The following is a 14700-nucleotide window of genomic DNA, read 5'->3' on the forward strand; positions in this document are numbered from 1 at the left end:
AATGGCGCGCGCCAGGTGCGACACTTGGTCGCGTAACTGCGCGGAAGTTGCTCGCGCCCGGGCGGGCGCGAGCGGCAGGGGGGTCAGTTGGCGTTCTCCGGGCGGGAAATGTTGTAGATGTACGCGGCCAGGACGTGGACCTTGTCCTTGCCCAGGTAGGCTTCCTGGGCCGGCATCTGGCCCTGGCGGCCATGGCGGATGGTCTGCTGCAGCTGGGCGAAGCCCGAGCCGTAGATGAAGGCGCCCGGGTGGGTCAGGTCCGGCGCGCCCAGGGCGGCGGTGCCCTTGCCTTCGGGGCCGTGGCAGGCGACGCAGGTGGTGGCGAAGAGTTTCTCGCCATTGGCCACCTGGGCCTCGGTCACGCCTTCGGGCAGCTTGCGGCCGTCCAGTTTGGTGGTGACGAATGCAGCCACGTCATGCACGCCCTGGTCGCCCAGCACCTCGCCCCAGGCCGGCATCACCGCGTGGCGGCCGCCCAGGATGGAGGTCTGGATGGTCTGCGCGTCGCCGCCCCAGCGCCAGTCCTGGTCGGTCAGGTTGGGGAAGCCCATGGCGCCCTTGGCGTCGGAGCCGTGGCAGATCGAGCAGTAGGTGGCGAACAGGCGCTCGCCGGTCTTCAGCGCTGCCGGGTCCTTGGCCACCTCTTCGATGGACATGGCCGAGTACTTGGCGAAGATCGGCGCATATTTCTCGTCGGCCATGGCCTGCTCGCGTTCCAGCTGCTTCACCTGGGTCCAGCCATCGGTGTAGCCCGGCAGGATGCCCTTCCAGTTGCCCAGGCCCGGGTACAGGGCCAGGTAGCCGGCGGCGAAGACGATGGTGCCCACGAACAGCAGGAACCACCAGCGCGGCAGCGGGTTGTCGTATTCCTCGATACCGTCGAAGGAGTGCCCCATGGTCTGGTCGGTGGCGCCCTTGGTCTCGCCGCTGCGGGTGGCGAAGACCAGCCATAGCAGGGCGATCAGCGATCCGACGGTCAGTACGGTGATGTACAGACTCCAGAAGGTAGTCATGCTTTGTTGCTCCCAGAAGCTTGTTCATGCTCGGCGTGGCGCAGAGCCTGCGGGTCGTCGGCGAAGGGCAGCAGGGCGTCGGCGTCGAAGCGCTGCTTGCGCTTGCCGCTGTAGGCCCAGAGGGTGACGCCGATGAAGGCGAGCATCACCACGACGGTACCGAGGCCGCGGATGGTTCCGATGTCCATGGCCATCACCGCTTGTTCTTGATCGCTGTGCCCAGGCCCTGCAGGTAGGCCACCAGGGCGTCCATCTCGGTCTTGCCCTGGACGGCCTCGCGGGCGCCGGCGATGTCCTCGTCGGTGTAGGGCACGCCGAGGGTGCGCATGGCCTGCAGCTTGCCCTCGATGTCTTTGCCGTCGAGCTTGTGCTCGACCAGCCAGGGGTAGGCCGGCATCTTCGACTCGGGCACCACGTTGCGCGGGTTGTACAGGTGCGCGCGGTGCCAGTCGTCGGAGTAGCGGCCGCCGACGCGGGCCAGGTCCGGGCCGGTACGCTTGGAACCCCACAGGAAGGGGTGGTCCCAGACGCTCTCGCCGGCCACGGAGTAGTGGCCGTAGCGCTCGGTCTCGGCGCGGAACGGGCGGATCATCTGCGAGTGGCAGCCGACGCAGCCCTCGCGGATGTAGATGTCGCGCCCTTCCAGTTGCAGGGCGGTGTAGGGCTTCATGCCTTCCACCGGGGTGTTGGTGACGTCCTGGAAGAACAGCGGGACGATCTGCGTCAGGCCGCCGATGCTCACGGCCACGGCCATGCACAGGGCCAGCAGGCCGACGTTTTTCTCGAGTACTTCGTGTTTCATCAGTGGGCTCCTACGACGGCGGGAATCCGGGCGGCCGCTTCAGCGTCCTCCGCCTTGGAGGAGGCAATGGTGCGCCAGGTGTTGTAGGCCATGATCAGCATGCCGCTGAGGAACACGGCGCCACCGATCATGCGCACCACGAAGCCGGGGTGGCCGGCGGCGAGCGCTTCGACGAAGGAGTAGGTGAGGGTGCCGTCGGCGTTGACCGCACGCCACATCAGGCCCTGGGTGATGCCGTTGACCCACATCGAGGCGATGTAGAGCACGGTGCCGATGGTGGCGAGCCAGAAGTGCGCGTTGATCAGGCCGGTGCTGTGCATCTGCTCGCGGCCGAAGACCTTCGGGATCATGTGGTACAGCGAGCCGATGGAGACCATGGCGACCCAGCCCAGGGCGCCGGCGTGCACGTGGCCGATGGTCCAGTCGGTGTAGTGGGAGAGGGCGTTGACGGTCTTGATGGCCATCATCGGGCCTTCGAAGGTGGACATGCCGTAGAAGGCCAGGGATACCACCAGGAAGCGCAGGATGGGGTCGCTGCGCAGCTTATGCCAGGCGCCCGAGAGGGTCATCATGCCGTTGATCATGCCGCCCCAGGACGGCGCCAGGAGGATCAGCGACATCACCATGCCCAGGGACTGCGCCCAGTCGGGCAGGGCGGTGTAGTGCAGGTGGTGCGGGCCGGCCCAGATGTACACGGCGATCAGTGCCCAGAAGTGCACGATCGACAGGCGATAGGAGTAGACCGGGCGCTCGGCCTGCTTGGGCACGAAGTAGTACATCATCCCCAGGAAGCCGGCGGTCAGGAAGAAGCCCACGGCATTGTGGCCGTACCACCACTGGACCATGGCGTCGGTGGCGCCGGAGTAGATGGAGTACGACTTCATGAAGCCGACCGGCAACTCCAGGTTGTTGACCACGTGCAGCAGCGCCACGGTCAGGATGAAGCCGCCGAAGAACCAGTTGCCCACGTAGATGTGCTTGGTCTTGCGCTTCACCAGGGTGCCGAAGAACACCACGGCGTAGGCGACCCAGACGATGGTGATCAAGATGTCGATCGGCCATTCCAGCTCGGCGTACTCCTTGGAGGAGGTGTAGCCCAGCGGCAGGCTGATGGCGGCCAGCAGGATCACCAGCTGCCAGCCCCAGAAGGTGAAGGAGGCCAGGGTGTCGGAGAACAGGCGGGTCTGGCAGGTACGCTGCACCGCATAGTAGCTGGTGGCGAACAGGGCGCAGCCACCGAAGGCGAAGATCACGGCATTGGTGTGCAGCGGGCGCAGGCGTCCGAAGCTCGTCCACGGCAAGCCGAGGTTGAGTTCCGGCCACACCAGCTGGGCGGCGATGACGACGCCGACCAGCATGCCGACGATTCCCCAGATCACCGTCATCACGGCGAACTGGCGGACCACCTTGTAGTTATAAGCGGTCTGATTGGTTGTGCTCATGGTATATGGGCTTCCATCCACGGTTATGGGCTAGCCCATCCCGGCGGGTTCCTTACGGCGAACGCCGCCCCTCCCCCAGGGACAGGTACTAATTACGCAACTAGCGGAGCGAAGAATGGATAAACCCCGGAAACGGAATATTGATTCCGATCAATCGGCCTCCGAGGCGGTGCCAATACGTGACTGTGGCGCTTTGTCGCTGCTGTGGAACCGACCCGTCGGCGCGCTGTCGGCGACCCTCGTCCTGGCCCATGGCGCCGGCGCGCCCATGGACAGCCCGTTCATGGACGAGATCGCCCGGCGCCTGGCCGCCCGCGGCGTGGCGGTGGCGCGTTTCGAGTTCCCCTACATGGCCGCCCGCCGCGAGGACGGCCGCCGGCGCCCGCCGAACCCGCAGAAGCAGCTGCTGGAGTGCTGGCGCCAGGTATTCGCCGAAGTACGCGGGCAGGTGCAGGGGCCGCTGGCCATCGGCGGCAAGTCCATGGGCGGGCGCATGGCCAGCCTGCTGGCCGACGAACTCGGCGCCGACGCCCTGGTGTGCCTGGGCTACCCCTTCTATGCCGCGGGCAAGCCGGAGAAGCCGCGGGTGGCGCACCTGGCCGAGCTGCGCACGCCGACGCTGATCGTCCAGGGCGAACGCGACGCCCTGGGCGACCGCGCGCACGTGGCGCAGTACCTGCTGTCGCCGGCGATCCGCGTCCAGTGGCTGGCGGCGGCGGACCATGACCTGAAGCCGCTGAAGGCCTCGGGTTTGAGCCATGAGCAGCATCTGGACAGCACCGCCGACGCGGTGGCCGCCTTCCTCGCCCGTTGAACCGGCCTAGCGGCGTGCGGCCAGCAGGTCGAGCATGCCGCCGCCTTCCTTGATGGTCTGCAGGATGATTTCCGAGCGGATGTCGGTCACGCCGTTGGCGCGGTTCAGGCGATTGACGATGAAGTCGGAGAACTGCTTCAGGCTGCGCGCCTGCACCCGCAGCACGTAGTTGCTGTGCCCGGTGACGATATAGGCGCCGACCACCTCGGGCCAGCCTTGCACCCGCTCGACGAAGCGCTCGTGCCAGTCCGCCTCGTCCTGGCGCATGGACACATGCACCAGCGCCTCCAGCTCGATGCCCAGCCGCTCGGCATCCAGCACCGGGCGATAGCCGCAGACGATGCCTTCCTCCTCCAGATTGCGCAGGCGCCGCAGGCAGGCCGACGGCGACAGCGCGACCTTCTCCGCCAGCTCCTGGTTGCTGATGCGGCCGTTGTGCTGCAGGCAGAGCAGGATGCGCAAGTCGGTGCTGTCGAGAGTCATCTGCAGGATCTTCTATGAAAAGCTTTATTGGAGAAATTATCTGCGAATGAGCGGCGCATTCGCGACGAAGATAGCACGAAACTGCACAGGGCGTTGCAGCATCATCCTCCCACCTGCCGAGGAGACCGAGCATGCCCGACGACCGCACCCTGTGGGACATCAGCCCGCCGCTGGACACCAGCACCCCGACCTGGCCGGGCGACACGCCCTTCCAGGAGGAGCGCTGCTGGCGGATCGATGAGCAGTGCCCGGTCAACGTCGGGCGCATCACCCTGTCGCCGCACACCGGGGCGCACGCCGACGCCCCCTTGCACTACGACGCCGACGGCGCCGCCATAGGCGCGGTGGACCTGGCGCCCTACCTCGGCCCCTGCCGGGTGATCCACTGCCTGGATGCGCTGCCTTGCGTGCTCCCCGGGCACCTGCTCGGCCACCTGGCCGGGGTGCCGCCGCGGGTGCTGATCCGCACCTGGCGCAAGGCGCCGCTGGACGCCTGGCCGGAGCGCTTCGCCGCCGTCGATCCGGCCTGCATCGAGCTGCTCGCCGCCCATGGCGTGCGCCTGGTGGGGACCGACACCCCGTCGCTCGACCCGCAGGACAGCAAGCGCCTCGACGCGCACCGCGCCGTCGCCCGCCAGCGCATGGCCATCCTCGAAGGCCTGCTGCTCGACGAGGTGCCGCCCGGCGACTACGAGCTGATCGCCCTTCCGCTCAAGTTCACCCATCTCGATGCCAGCCCGGTGCGCGCCGTGCTGCGTCGTCTTTCGCACTAGGAACCGACATGACAACAAGAGAAGACTGCCTGGCCCTCGATGCCCGCGACCCCCTGGCCGCGCTGCGCGACGACTTCGCGCTGCCCGAAGGGGTGATCTACCTGGACGGCAACTCCCTCGGCGCCCGCCCCAGGGCGGCGCTGGAGCGCGCCCGCCAGGTGCTGGCGCAAGAGTGGGGCGAAGGCCTCATCGGTAGCTGGAACAGCGCCGGCTGGCGCGCCCTGCCGGAGCGCCTGGGCAACCAGCTGGCGCGCCTGATCGGTGCCGGCGAAGACGAGGTGGTGGTCACCGACACCACCTCGATCAACCTGTTCAAGGTGCTGGTGGCGGCCCTGCGCGTGCAGGCGGGCCGCGATCCCGCGCGCAAGGTGATCGTCACCGAGCGCAGCAACTTCCCCACCGACATCTACATGGTCGAGGGCCTGGCCGACATGCTCCGCCAGGGTTACCAGCTGCGCCTGGTGGATCGTCCGGAGGACGTGCCGGCTGCCGTCGGCGCCGATACCGCGGTGCTGCTGCTCACCCAGGTGAACTACAAGACCGGCCACCTGCACGACATGGCCGCGCTCACCGCGCTGGCCCATGAATGCGGCGCGCTGACCATCTGGGACCTGTGCCATTCGGTCGGCGCCGTGCCGGTCGACCTCACGGCGGCCGGTGCCGACTACGCCATCGGCTGCACCTACAAGTACCTCAACGGCGGCCCCGGTTCCCCGGCATTCGTCTGGGTGTCGCCGGCGCTGCGCGAGCAGGTCTGGCAACCGCTGTCCGGCTGGTGGGGCCATGCCCGCCAGTTCGGCATGGAACCGGCCTATGCACCGGCGCCGGGCATCGGCCGCTACCTCTGCGGGACCCAGCCGATCACCTCCATGGCCCTGGTCGAATGCGGCCTGGACAGCTTCGCCAAGACCGACATGCAGGCCCTGCGCGCGAAGTCGCTGGCCCTGACCGACCTCTTCATCGAACGCGTCCAGGCCCGCTGCGCGGCCCACCCGCTGACCCTGGTAACGCCGCTGGAGCACGCCCGCCGCGGCAGCCACGTCAGCTTCGAGCACCCCGAGGGCTACGCGGTGGTGCAGGCGCTGATCGACCGCGGGGTCATCGGCGACTACCGCGAGCCGCGGATCATGCGCTTCGGCTTCACCCCGCTGTACACCCGCTACAGCGATGTTTGGGACGCCGCGGAAATCCTCGGCGACGTGCTCGACAGCGGCGCCTGGCGCGCAGAGCGCTTCATGACCCGCAAGCAGGTGACCTGATCCGGCCCGCCAGGGCCTTCCCCGGGCGCCGGCTGGCGCCCGCCTTGACTGACAAGTACAACAAAAAGGTCGATCCCCTCCATGAAGCTGCATCCCTTGCCGATGTGTCCCTTGCTCGCGCTCGTCGCGCTGAGCGCGCCGCTGCTGGCGGACGAAGCCGACGGCGGATTCCTCGCCGGCAGCCAGCTGCTGCTGACCCAGCGCAACTTCTTCTTCCATCGCAACCTGCTGAACAACCCGGGCGGGCAGAACTATCGCCAGGAATGGGCCCACGGGATGATGCTGGACTACCGCTCCGGCTATACCCCGGGCACCGTCGGCGTCGGCGTGGACGCCTACGCCAACCTGGGCCTCAAGCTCGACAGCAGCCGCGCCCGCACGGGCACCGACCTGCTGCCGGTGGACTCCCGGGGCGAGCCGGAAGACGAGTATTCCGAAGCCGGCGCCGCGGTGAAGCTGCGGGTCTCCCGCAGCGAGCTGAAATATGGCAGCCAGGCGCCGATGAACCCAGTGTTCGGCACCGGCAACGCGCGCCTGTTCACCCCGATGGCCATCGGCGTTTCGCTCAACAGCCGCGAGCTGGACGGCCTGCTGTTCGACGCCGGGCACTTCACCGCCGGCAACGACGGCAACTCCAGCAACGCCGACGGCGCGCTCAAGGCGCTCTACGCCCAGGTGGAAACCCGCGCGGTCGACTATGCGGGCCTGGCCTGGACGCCGCGCGAAGGCACCCGCCTGTCCGCCTACAGCTCGCGCTTCGACGATATCTGGCGGCAGTACTACGCCAGCGCCGGCCAGCGTCTGGAGCTGGGCGACGGCCGAGCGCTGAACCTCGACTTCAACCTCTACCGCACCCTCGACGACGGCCGCCGGCTGGCCGGCGACATCGACAACACCACCTGGTCCGCCGCCGTGCGCTACAGCCAGGGCGCCCAGGCGCTGACCCTGGCCCACCAGCGCGTGCACGGCGACGAACCCTTCGACTACCTGGGCTTCGACCGCCAGAGCGGCACCTCGATCTACCTCGCCAACTCGGTGCAGGTGCTGGACTTCAACGGCCCCAACGAACGCTCCTGGCAACTGCGCTACGACCTCGACCTGGCCGGCTTCGGCGTACCCGGGCTGACCTTCATGAGCCGCTACGTCAGCGGCGACCACATCGACGACAGCCATTACCAGGGCGGCCCCAACGGCGCCTACGGACGCTATGGCGACCACGGCAGGCGCTGGGAGCGCGATATCGAGCTGGGCTACGTGGTGCAGTCCGGCGCGGCGAAGGACCTGTCGATCCGCGTGCGCCAGGCCAGCGTGCGCTCCAGCGCTCAGGTGGCCCGCGCCGACACCGCCGACAACGACGAAGTGCGGGTGATCGTCGAATACCCGCTGCAACTGCTCTGACGCCCGCCATAACGACAAGACCCCAGAGGCACAAGATGAACGACAAGACTGGATTCGCCGCCATCGCGGCACGCGAGCAGGGGCTCAAGCGCCAGCTCACCTCGGCGCAGATGAGCATGATCGCCATTGGCGGCGCCATCGGCACCGGGCTCTTCATGGGCAGCAGCTTCGCCATCGGCTTCGCCGGCCCCGGCGTGCTGCTCAGCTACGCCATAGGCGCGCTGATCGCGCTGTTGCTGATGGGCTGCCTGGCGGAGATGACCGTGGCCCATCCCACCTCCGGCTCCTTCGGCGCCTACGCCGAGTTCTACGTCGGCCCGCTGGCCGGCTTCCTGGTGCGCTACGCCTACTGGGCGGCCATCGTCCTGGCGGTGGGCACCGAGGTCACCGCCATCGCCCTGTACATGAAGTACTGGTTCCCCGGCGTGGCCAGCTGGGTGTGGATCCTGCTGTTCTCCTCGGCGCTGATCCTGACCAACGCCATCAGCGTCAAGGCCTTCGGCCACTTCGAGTACGCCTTCTCGGCGATCAAGATCAGCGCCATCCTCGCCTTCATCCTGCTCGGCGCCTGGCTGGTGTTCGGCGGCACGCACCCGGAGTACGGCTTCCATCACTACGTCGCGCACGGCGGCTTCCTGCCCCACGGGCTGTCCGGCATGTGGGTCGCGGTGATCATCGCCATCTTCAGCTACCTGAGCATCGAGATGATCGCGGTGGCCGCCGGCGAGGCCGAACAGCCCGAGCGCGCGGTGAAGCAGGCCTTCCGCGTGACCATGGTGCGCCTGCTGGTGTTCTACATCCTGACCCTGGCGCTGATCCTCGCCATGCTGCCCTGGGACCGGTCGGGGCAGGGCGCCGAGAGCCCCTTCGTCAGCGTCATGCAGCAGGTCGGGATTCCCGGCGCCACCGGGCTGATCAACTTCGTCATCCTGGTGGCGGCGCTGTCGGCGATGAACAGCCAGCTCTACACCACCACGCGGATGATGTTCAGCCTCTCGCGCGCCGGCTACGCGCCCCGCGCCATGGGCCGGCTGAGCGGCGCCGGGGTGCCGCTGAACGCGCTGGCGCTGTCCTGCACCGGCATCGCCCTGGCGACCCTGGTCAACGTGGCGTTTCCCGAGCAGTCCTTCATGCTGATGATGGCCATCTCGATCTTCGGCGCGCTCTTCGCCTGGATGATGATCTTCTTCACCCACTACCGCTTCCGCCGCTACCACCAGGCGCGCGGCGCCCTGCAGCTGTCCTTCCGCATGTGGGGGTTCCCCTGGGCGACGCTGCTGGGGCTGGGGCTCATGCTGGCGATCCTGCTGACCACCGCCTTCGTCGATGTCTTCCGCATGACCCTGGTCTTCGGCATCCCGTTCCTGGCGCTGCTGACGGCCGCCTACTGCCTGTTCGTACGCAAGGCCGCGGCGGTGGCGGCGGACCCGGCGCAGTCGCTGTAACGCAAGGCACCTCGGCCAGGTTCGGCTTCGGAGCTGCGTTGGCGTCCGTAACCCTCTCCCCAGCCCTCTCCCGCAAGCGGGAGAGGGAGCTTGTCCGTGCCGAGAGAAGGAATGCTTTCACCGGAAACCGTCGAGGCTGTCGGCTGACTGCATAACCTCCTGTTCTGCCCAACGGTCCCCTCTCCCTTCAGGGAGAGGGTTAGGGAGAGGGAGCGGAGTCAAGCCATGCACCGAAACCGCCGGGAGCGTAGGGCGAATAACCGTCCGCGGTTATCCGCCGCCTGACCTTGGTCACCAGGCACTGCGGCCCCGAGCCCGAAGCCCCGTTCAAGGGCGCTCCGAACCGACCACGAAGCGGGCAACGGACGAAGGAACGGCGTACAACCGCGAACGCTTGTACGCCCTACGCCCGGACGAGCCCCAGTGCTCAGCGGTTGAACCGCTCCACCAGCGAATACTGGCTCTGCGCCGTGCCGGTCAGCTCCTCGCTCAGCTGCGCGGTGCGCTGGGCCTCGTCGGAGGTCTGGTCGGCGAGCTGGGCGATGGTGGCGATGTTGCGGTTGATCTCCTCGGCCACTGCGCTCTGCTCCTCGGCCGCCGCGGCGATCTGGTTAGCCATGTCGGCGATGTTGGCCACCGAGTCGCTGATGCCGGACAGCGCCTGGTCGGCCTCCAGCACCCGCTCGACGCCTTCGTCGGCCTGGCGGCGGCCAACTTCCATGGCGCTCACCGCGCCTTCGGCGGTGGTCTGCAGCTTGGCGATCAGGCCGTGGATCTGCTCGGTGGACTCGGCGGTGCGCTGGGCCAGCGAGCGCACCTCGTCGGCCACCACGGCGAAGCCGCGGCCCATCTCGCCGGCGCGGGCGGCCTCGATGGCGGCGTTGAGCGCCAGCAGGTTGGTCTGGTCGGCGATGCCCTTGATCACGTCGACCACGCCGCCGATCTCGTTGCTGTCCTGGGCCAGCTGGCTCACCGCAAGGCCGGTCTCGCCCACCGAGGCGGACAGGCGCTGGATGGCTGCGCGGGTCTCGCTGGCCACGCTGCGCCCGCGGCGCGTCAGCTCGTTGGCCTGGCGGGTGGCGTCGGCGGTGCGCTGCACGTTGTTCGCCACTTCCTGGGTGGTGGCGGCCATCTGGTTGACCGCCGTGGCCACCTGCTCGGTCTCCACGCGCTGGCGTTCCAGGCCGGAGGAGCTGTGGTGGGCCAGGGTATCGGCCTGGCGGGCCTGGGCGGTGAGCTGCTCGGCGGTGTCCTGCAGGCGTGTCAGGCAGGTCTTCAGCCGCGCTTCCTGGCTGAGGATGGACATTTCCAGGCGCGCCTGGGCGCCGCGGCTGTCGGTGTACATCTGTGCGATCAGCGGGTCCGAGGTGGTCTGCTCGGCCAGGCGCAGCAGGCGCTTGAGGCCGCGCTGCTGCCAGCCCAGGCCGGCCAGGCCGAGGGGGATGGCGAGCAGGGCGGCGAGGGCGAAGCCCCAGTGCGAATCGAGCCAGACGCCGATGAGGAAGGCCACCTGGCTGATCAGGATGAACGGCAGCCAGTCCAGCAGCACCGGCAGCCACAGGTCGCGGCGCGGGATCGCCGGCTTGCCGGCGTTGATCCGCTGGTACAGGGCCTGGGCGCGCTCGACCTGCTCGGCGCTGGGGCGCACGCGCACCGACTCGTAGCCGACGATCTCGTTGCGCTCGAAGATGGGCGTGACGTAGGCGCTGACCCAGTAGTGGTCGCCGTTCTTGCAGCGGTTCTTGACGATGCCCATCCACGGCTTGCCGTTCTTCAGCGTGGCCCACATGTGGGCGAACACCGCCGGCGGCACGTCCGGATGGCGCACCAGGTTGTGCGGCGAGCCCACCAGCTCGTCCCGGGCGAAGCCGCTGATGTCGACGAAGGCGTCGTTGGCATAGGTGATCACGCCACGGCTGTTGGTGGTGGAGATCAGGCGTTGTTCCGCTGGGTAGGTGCGTTCACGCTGGGTGACGGGCTGGTTGTTGCGCATTCAGGGCAAGGTCCACGAAAAAGGCATGTGACGGTTTTGTTATCGGCCGGGATCAACGAAAGTTGAAGCCTTGTTCGATATTTGGCGTAGGAATATTGACGTGGACGATGGCAAAACGCTATCTGTCACATGGTCGTAGATAATTTTCCTATGGATTTATAGGTTTTGTCTGCCGGGCAGGGCCTGCTCCCGCAAGGGCGCGGGCACAGGGGAAACCGTAGGAGCGGATCTTATCCGCGATTTCGCCGGCAAGGCCGGCTCCATCCCCACACCTACGGCAGACTCCGCATGGGGCGTAGGGCGTATAACCGTTCGCGGTCATACGCCGTTTCACCTATCTCCCCACCGGCTCCGACCTCGAACCGGGCGACTGCTCAGATCAGGCTGCGCAGCACGTAGTGCAGGATGCCGCCGGCCTTGAAGTACTCCACCTCGTTGAGGGTGTCGATGCGGCACAGCACCTCGAAGCCATCCTGCTTGCCGTCCTCGCGGGTGACTTCCACCTTCAGCGTCATGTGCGGCTTCAGCTCGCCGTCCAGGCCGCGGATGTTCAGCACTTCCTTGCCGGTCAGGTTCAGCGCCTTGCGGTCCTGGCCGCCGGTGAACTGCAGCGGCAGCACGCCCATGCCCACCAGGTTGGAGCGGTGGATGCGCTCGAAACTCTCGGCGATCACCGCCTTGACCCCCAGCAGGTTGGTGCCCTTGGCCGCCCAGTCGCGGGACGAGCCGGTGCCGTACTCCTTGCCGGCGACTATCACCAGCGGCGTGCCCTCGGCCTGGTAGCGCATGGCCGCGTCGTAGATCGCCAGCTTCTCGCCGCTGGGTACGTGGAGCGTGTTGCCGCCTTCCTCGCCGCCGAGCATCTCGTTCTTGATGCGGATGTTGGCGAAGGTGCCGCGCATCATCACCTCGTGGTTGCCGCGCCGCGAGCCGTAGGAGTTGAAGTCGGCGTAGGCCACGCCGTGCTCGCTGAGGTAGCGCCCGGCCGGGCTGTCCTTCTTGATGTTGCCGGCGGGGGAGATGTGGTCGGTGGTCACCGAGTCGCCCAGCACCGCCAGCACCCTGGCCTTCTCGATGTCGGCCACCTTCGGCGGGGCCTCGGCGATGTGCTCGAAGAACGGTGGATGCTGGATGTAGGTGGAGTCGGCCTGCCAGGTGTAGGTCTGCGCCTGGGGCACTTCGATGGCGCGCCACTTCTCGTCGCCCTGGAAGACCTCGGCGTATTCCTTGTGGAACATCGCGGTGTCCACCTTCTGGATCGCCTCGGCGATCTCCTGCTGGCTCGGCCAGATGTCCTTCAGGTACACCGGCTGGCCGTCCTTGCCGGTGCCCAGCGGGTCCTTCGACAGGTCCAGGCGCACGCTGCCGGCCAGGGCGTAGGCTACCACCAGGGGCGGGGAGGCCAGCCAGTTGGTCTTCACCAGCGGGTGCACGCGGCCCTCGAAGTTGCGGTTGCCGGACAGCACCGAGGCCACCGTCAGGTCGGCCTGCTGGATGGCCTTCTCGATGGGTTCCAGCAACGGCCCGGAGTTGCCGATGCAGGTGGTGCAGCCGTAGCCCACCAGGTCGAAGCCCAGCTCGTCCAGGTAGCGCGTCAGGCCGGCGGCCTTGAAGTAGTCGGTGACCACCTTGGAGCCGGGGGCCAGCGAGCTCTTCACCCAGGGCTTGCGCTGCAGGCCCTTCTCCAGCGCCTTCCTGGCCAGCAGGCCGGCGGCCATCATCACGCTGGGGTTGGAGGTGTTGGTGCAGGAGGTGATGGCGGCGATGACCACCGCGCCATCCTGCAGGTGGTAGCTCTTGCCCTCGTGCTGGTACTCGATGCCCTGGCTCTCGGCGCTGCCCACCGCGGCGCCACCGCCGCCTTCATTGAGCAGGCGCGAGACTTCCGGGCTGCGCGCGGCCTTGGGCTGCAGCGCGAGGAAGTCGGCGAAGGCCTTGCCCACCTGGCCCAGGGGAACGCGGTCCTGCGGGCGCTTGGGCCCGGCCAGGCTGGCCTCGACGTCGCCCAGGTCCAGCTGCAGGGCGTCGGTGAACACAGGCTCGTGGCCCTTTTCGCGCCACAGGCCCTGGGCCTTGCAGTAGGCCTCCACCAGCTTGACGGTCTGTTCCGGGCGGCCGGACAGGCGCAGATAGCCCAGGGTGATCTCGTCCACCGGGAAGAAGCCGCAGGTGGCGCCGTATTCCGGGGCCATGTTGGCGATGGTGGCGCGGTCGGCCAGGGGCAGGTCGGCCAGGCCGTCGCCGTAGAACTCGACGAATTTCCCCACCACGCCCTTCTGCCGCAGCATCTGGGTGACGGTGAGCACCAGGTCGGTGGCGGTGATACCTTCCTTCAGCTTGCCGGTAAGCTTGAAGCCGATCACCTCGGGGATCAGCATGGACACCGGCTGGCCGAGCATGGCCGCCTCTGCCTCGATGCCGCCGACGCCCCAGCCGAGCACACCCAGGCCGTTGATCATGGTGGTGTGCGAGTCGGTGCCGACCAGGGTGTCGGGGAAGGCGTAGGTGCGCCCGTCCTCGTCCTTGGTCCACACCGTGCGGCCCAGGTACTCCAGGTTGACCTGGTGGCAGATGCCGGTGCCCGGCGGCACCACGCGGAAGTTGTCGAAGGCGTTCTGGCCCCAGCGCAGGAAGGCGTAGCGTTCGCCGTTGCGCTGCATCTCGATCTCGACGTTCTCGGCGAAGGCGGCGTGGCTGGCGTAGCGGTCGACCATCACCGAGTGGTCGATGACCAGGTCGACAGGGGACAGCGGGTTGATCTTCTGCGCATCGCCCCCGGCCTTGGCCATGGCGTCGCGCATGGCGGCCAGGTCGACCACCGCCGGCACCCCGGTGAAGTCCTGCATCAGCACCCGCGCCGGGCGGTACTGGATCTCGCGGTCGGAGCGGCGCTCCTTCAGCCAGCCGGCCAGGGCGCGCAGGTCGTCGGCGTTGACCGTGTGGTTGTCCTCCCAGCGCAGGAGGTTCTCCAGGAGCACCTTGAGCGACTTCGGCAGCCTGTCCAGGTCGCCGAGCTGCTTGGCGGCTTCCGGGAGGCTGTAATAGTGGTAGGTCTTGCCGCCCACCTCTAGGGTGCGCAGGCTGTTCAGGCTGTCCACTGCGGGCATGACGTTCTCCTCAGGCTAGGTTCTGCCGGATCGACGGCACCGCTCCGATACTGACGGAGGCGCCGGGCGAAGAGCCCGGCATGGCGCAAAAGCAACGCGGATTGGCGGTAACTTCTGCATATCTGGCGGCATCCTGACGGTTTCCGGCATGCGTGCCCCGGGGCTGCCAGG

Annotated in this window: 12 protein-coding genes; 5 read left to right on the plus strand and 7 right to left on the minus strand. The window is 67.8% G+C overall.

All coding sequences use genetic code 11. The features are described 5' to 3' along the window. Positions 1–83: 83 nt before the first annotated feature. Genes ccoP through ccoN form a run of 4 tightly spaced genes read right to left on the minus strand, consistent with a single transcriptional unit; the run spans position 84 to position 3257 of the window. Complete coding sequence (ccoP, locus tag VV867_RS05395) at positions 84–1013, minus strand: cytochrome-c oxidase, cbb3-type subunit III (protein ID WP_328565806.1); 930 nt, start codon at positions 1011–1013, stop codon at positions 84–86. Next, positions 1010–1201 (minus strand): CcoQ/FixQ family Cbb3-type cytochrome c oxidase assembly chaperone, encoded by a 192-nt coding sequence (locus VV867_RS05400; protein WP_024128706.1) that lies wholly within the window; start codon positions 1199–1201, stop codon positions 1010–1012. The genes ccoP and VV867_RS05400 overlap by 4 nt, the downstream gene beginning before the upstream one ends. A 5-nt stretch (positions 1202–1206) precedes the next feature. Further along, positions 1207–1815 (minus strand): cytochrome-c oxidase, cbb3-type subunit II, encoded by a 609-nt coding sequence (gene ccoO / locus VV867_RS05405; RefSeq protein ID WP_089393523.1) that lies wholly within the window; start codon positions 1813–1815, stop codon positions 1207–1209. Beyond that, a complete protein-coding gene (gene ccoN, locus VV867_RS05410; protein ID WP_328565807.1) occupies positions 1815–3257 on the minus strand; it encodes a cytochrome-c oxidase, cbb3-type subunit I in 1443 nt (480 codons plus the stop codon). The genes ccoO and ccoN overlap by 1 nt, the downstream gene beginning before the upstream one ends. A gap of 115 nt (positions 3258–3372) precedes the next feature. Here ccoN and VV867_RS05415 point away from each other — a divergent pair, with 115 nt between their 5' ends. Beyond that, on the plus strand, positions 3373–4071 hold the full coding sequence (locus VV867_RS05415; RefSeq protein WP_328565808.1) for an alpha/beta family hydrolase: 699 nt from the start codon (positions 3373–3375) through the stop codon (positions 4069–4071). A gap of 6 nt (positions 4072–4077) precedes the next feature. Here VV867_RS05415 and VV867_RS05420 read toward each other — a convergent pair whose 3' ends face one another. Continuing rightward, the gene (locus tag VV867_RS05420) at positions 4078–4554 is read right to left on the minus strand and encodes an Lrp/AsnC family transcriptional regulator (RefSeq protein ID WP_328565809.1); all 477 of its coding nucleotides are present in this window, start codon (positions 4552–4554) and stop codon (positions 4078–4080) included. Between the two features lie 131 nt (positions 4555–4685). On the opposite strand from VV867_RS05420, the gene kynB reads away from it, so the two are divergent. The 4 genes from kynB to VV867_RS05440 all read left to right on the plus strand — a co-directional run bounded on the left by kynB (position 4686) and on the right by VV867_RS05440 (position 9429). Further along, positions 4686–5327: an arylformamidase gene (gene kynB / locus VV867_RS05425; RefSeq protein ID WP_109935756.1), complete on the plus strand. Its 642-nt coding sequence runs from the start codon at positions 4686–4688 to the stop codon at positions 5325–5327. 8 nt (positions 5328–5335) lie between these two features. Then, positions 5336–6586: a kynureninase gene (gene kynU / locus VV867_RS05430; RefSeq protein WP_109935757.1), complete on the plus strand. Its 1251-nt coding sequence runs from the start codon at positions 5336–5338 to the stop codon at positions 6584–6586. Positions 6587–6667: 81 nt separating this feature from the next. Further along, positions 6668–7984 carry an OprD family porin gene (locus tag VV867_RS05435; RefSeq protein WP_442965004.1) on the plus strand — a complete coding sequence of 439 codons (1317 nt, stop codon included), beginning with the start codon at positions 6668–6670 and terminating at the stop codon, positions 7982–7984. Between the two features lie 35 nt (positions 7985–8019). Then, positions 8020–9429, plus strand: coding sequence for an amino acid permease (locus VV867_RS05440; protein ID WP_328565810.1), 1410 nt, complete (start codon positions 8020–8022; stop codon positions 9427–9429). 427 nt (positions 9430–9856) lie between these two features. Here the strand turns inward: VV867_RS05440 and VV867_RS05445 are convergent, their stop codons facing one another. Continuing rightward, a complete protein-coding gene (locus VV867_RS05445; RefSeq protein WP_275629900.1) occupies positions 9857–11422 on the minus strand; it encodes a methyl-accepting chemotaxis protein in 1566 nt (521 codons plus the stop codon). A gap of 374 nt (positions 11423–11796) precedes the next feature. Beyond that, positions 11797–14529, minus strand: a complete 2733-nt coding sequence (gene acnA, locus VV867_RS05450) for an aconitate hydratase AcnA (RefSeq protein ID WP_328565811.1) — start codon at positions 14527–14529, stop codon at positions 11797–11799. Between the last annotated feature and the right edge of the window lie 171 nt (positions 14530–14700).

It is taken from the genome of Pseudomonas sp. JH-2, assembly GCF_036231725.1.
In the GTDB taxonomy this organism is placed as follows: Bacteria; Pseudomonadota; Gammaproteobacteria; order Pseudomonadales; family Pseudomonadaceae; genus Pseudomonas; species Pseudomonas delhiensis.

What these genes read in the sequence shown, in the direction of transcription:
- ccoP (WP_328565806.1), bottom strand. Translation starts at nt 1,013, where the DNA reads ATGACTACCTTCTGGAGTCTGTACATCACCGTACTGACCGTCGGATCG.
- VV867_RS05400 (WP_024128706.1), bottom strand. Translation starts at nt 1,201, where the DNA reads ATGGACATCGGAACCATCCGCGGCCTCGGTACCGTCGTGGTGATGCTC.
- ccoO (WP_089393523.1), bottom strand. Translation starts at nt 1,815, where the DNA reads ATGAAACACGAAGTACTCGAGAAAAACGTCGGCCTGCTGGCCCTGTGC.
- ccoN (WP_328565807.1), bottom strand. Translation starts at nt 3,257, where the DNA reads ATGAGCACAACCAATCAGACCGCTTATAACTACAAGGTGGTCCGCCAG.
- VV867_RS05415 (WP_328565808.1), top strand. Translation starts at nt 3,373, where the DNA reads ATGGATAAACCCCGGAAACGGAATATTGATTCCGATCAATCGGCCTCC.
- VV867_RS05420 (WP_328565809.1), bottom strand. Translation starts at nt 4,554, where the DNA reads ATGACTCTCGACAGCACCGACTTGCGCATCCTGCTCTGCCTGCAGCAC.
- kynB (WP_109935756.1), top strand. Translation starts at nt 4,686, where the DNA reads ATGCCCGACGACCGCACCCTGTGGGACATCAGCCCGCCGCTGGACACC.
- kynU (WP_109935757.1), top strand. Translation starts at nt 5,336, where the DNA reads ATGACAACAAGAGAAGACTGCCTGGCCCTCGATGCCCGCGACCCCCTG.
- VV867_RS05435 (WP_442965004.1), top strand. Translation starts at nt 6,668, where the DNA reads ATGAAGCTGCATCCCTTGCCGATGTGTCCCTTGCTCGCGCTCGTCGCG.
- VV867_RS05440 (WP_328565810.1), top strand. Translation starts at nt 8,020, where the DNA reads ATGAACGACAAGACTGGATTCGCCGCCATCGCGGCACGCGAGCAGGGG.
- VV867_RS05445 (WP_275629900.1), bottom strand. Translation starts at nt 11,422, where the DNA reads ATGCGCAACAACCAGCCCGTCACCCAGCGTGAACGCACCTACCCAGCG.
- acnA (WP_328565811.1), bottom strand. Translation starts at nt 14,529, where the DNA reads ATGCCCGCAGTGGACAGCCTGAACAGCCTGCGCACCCTAGAGGTGGGC.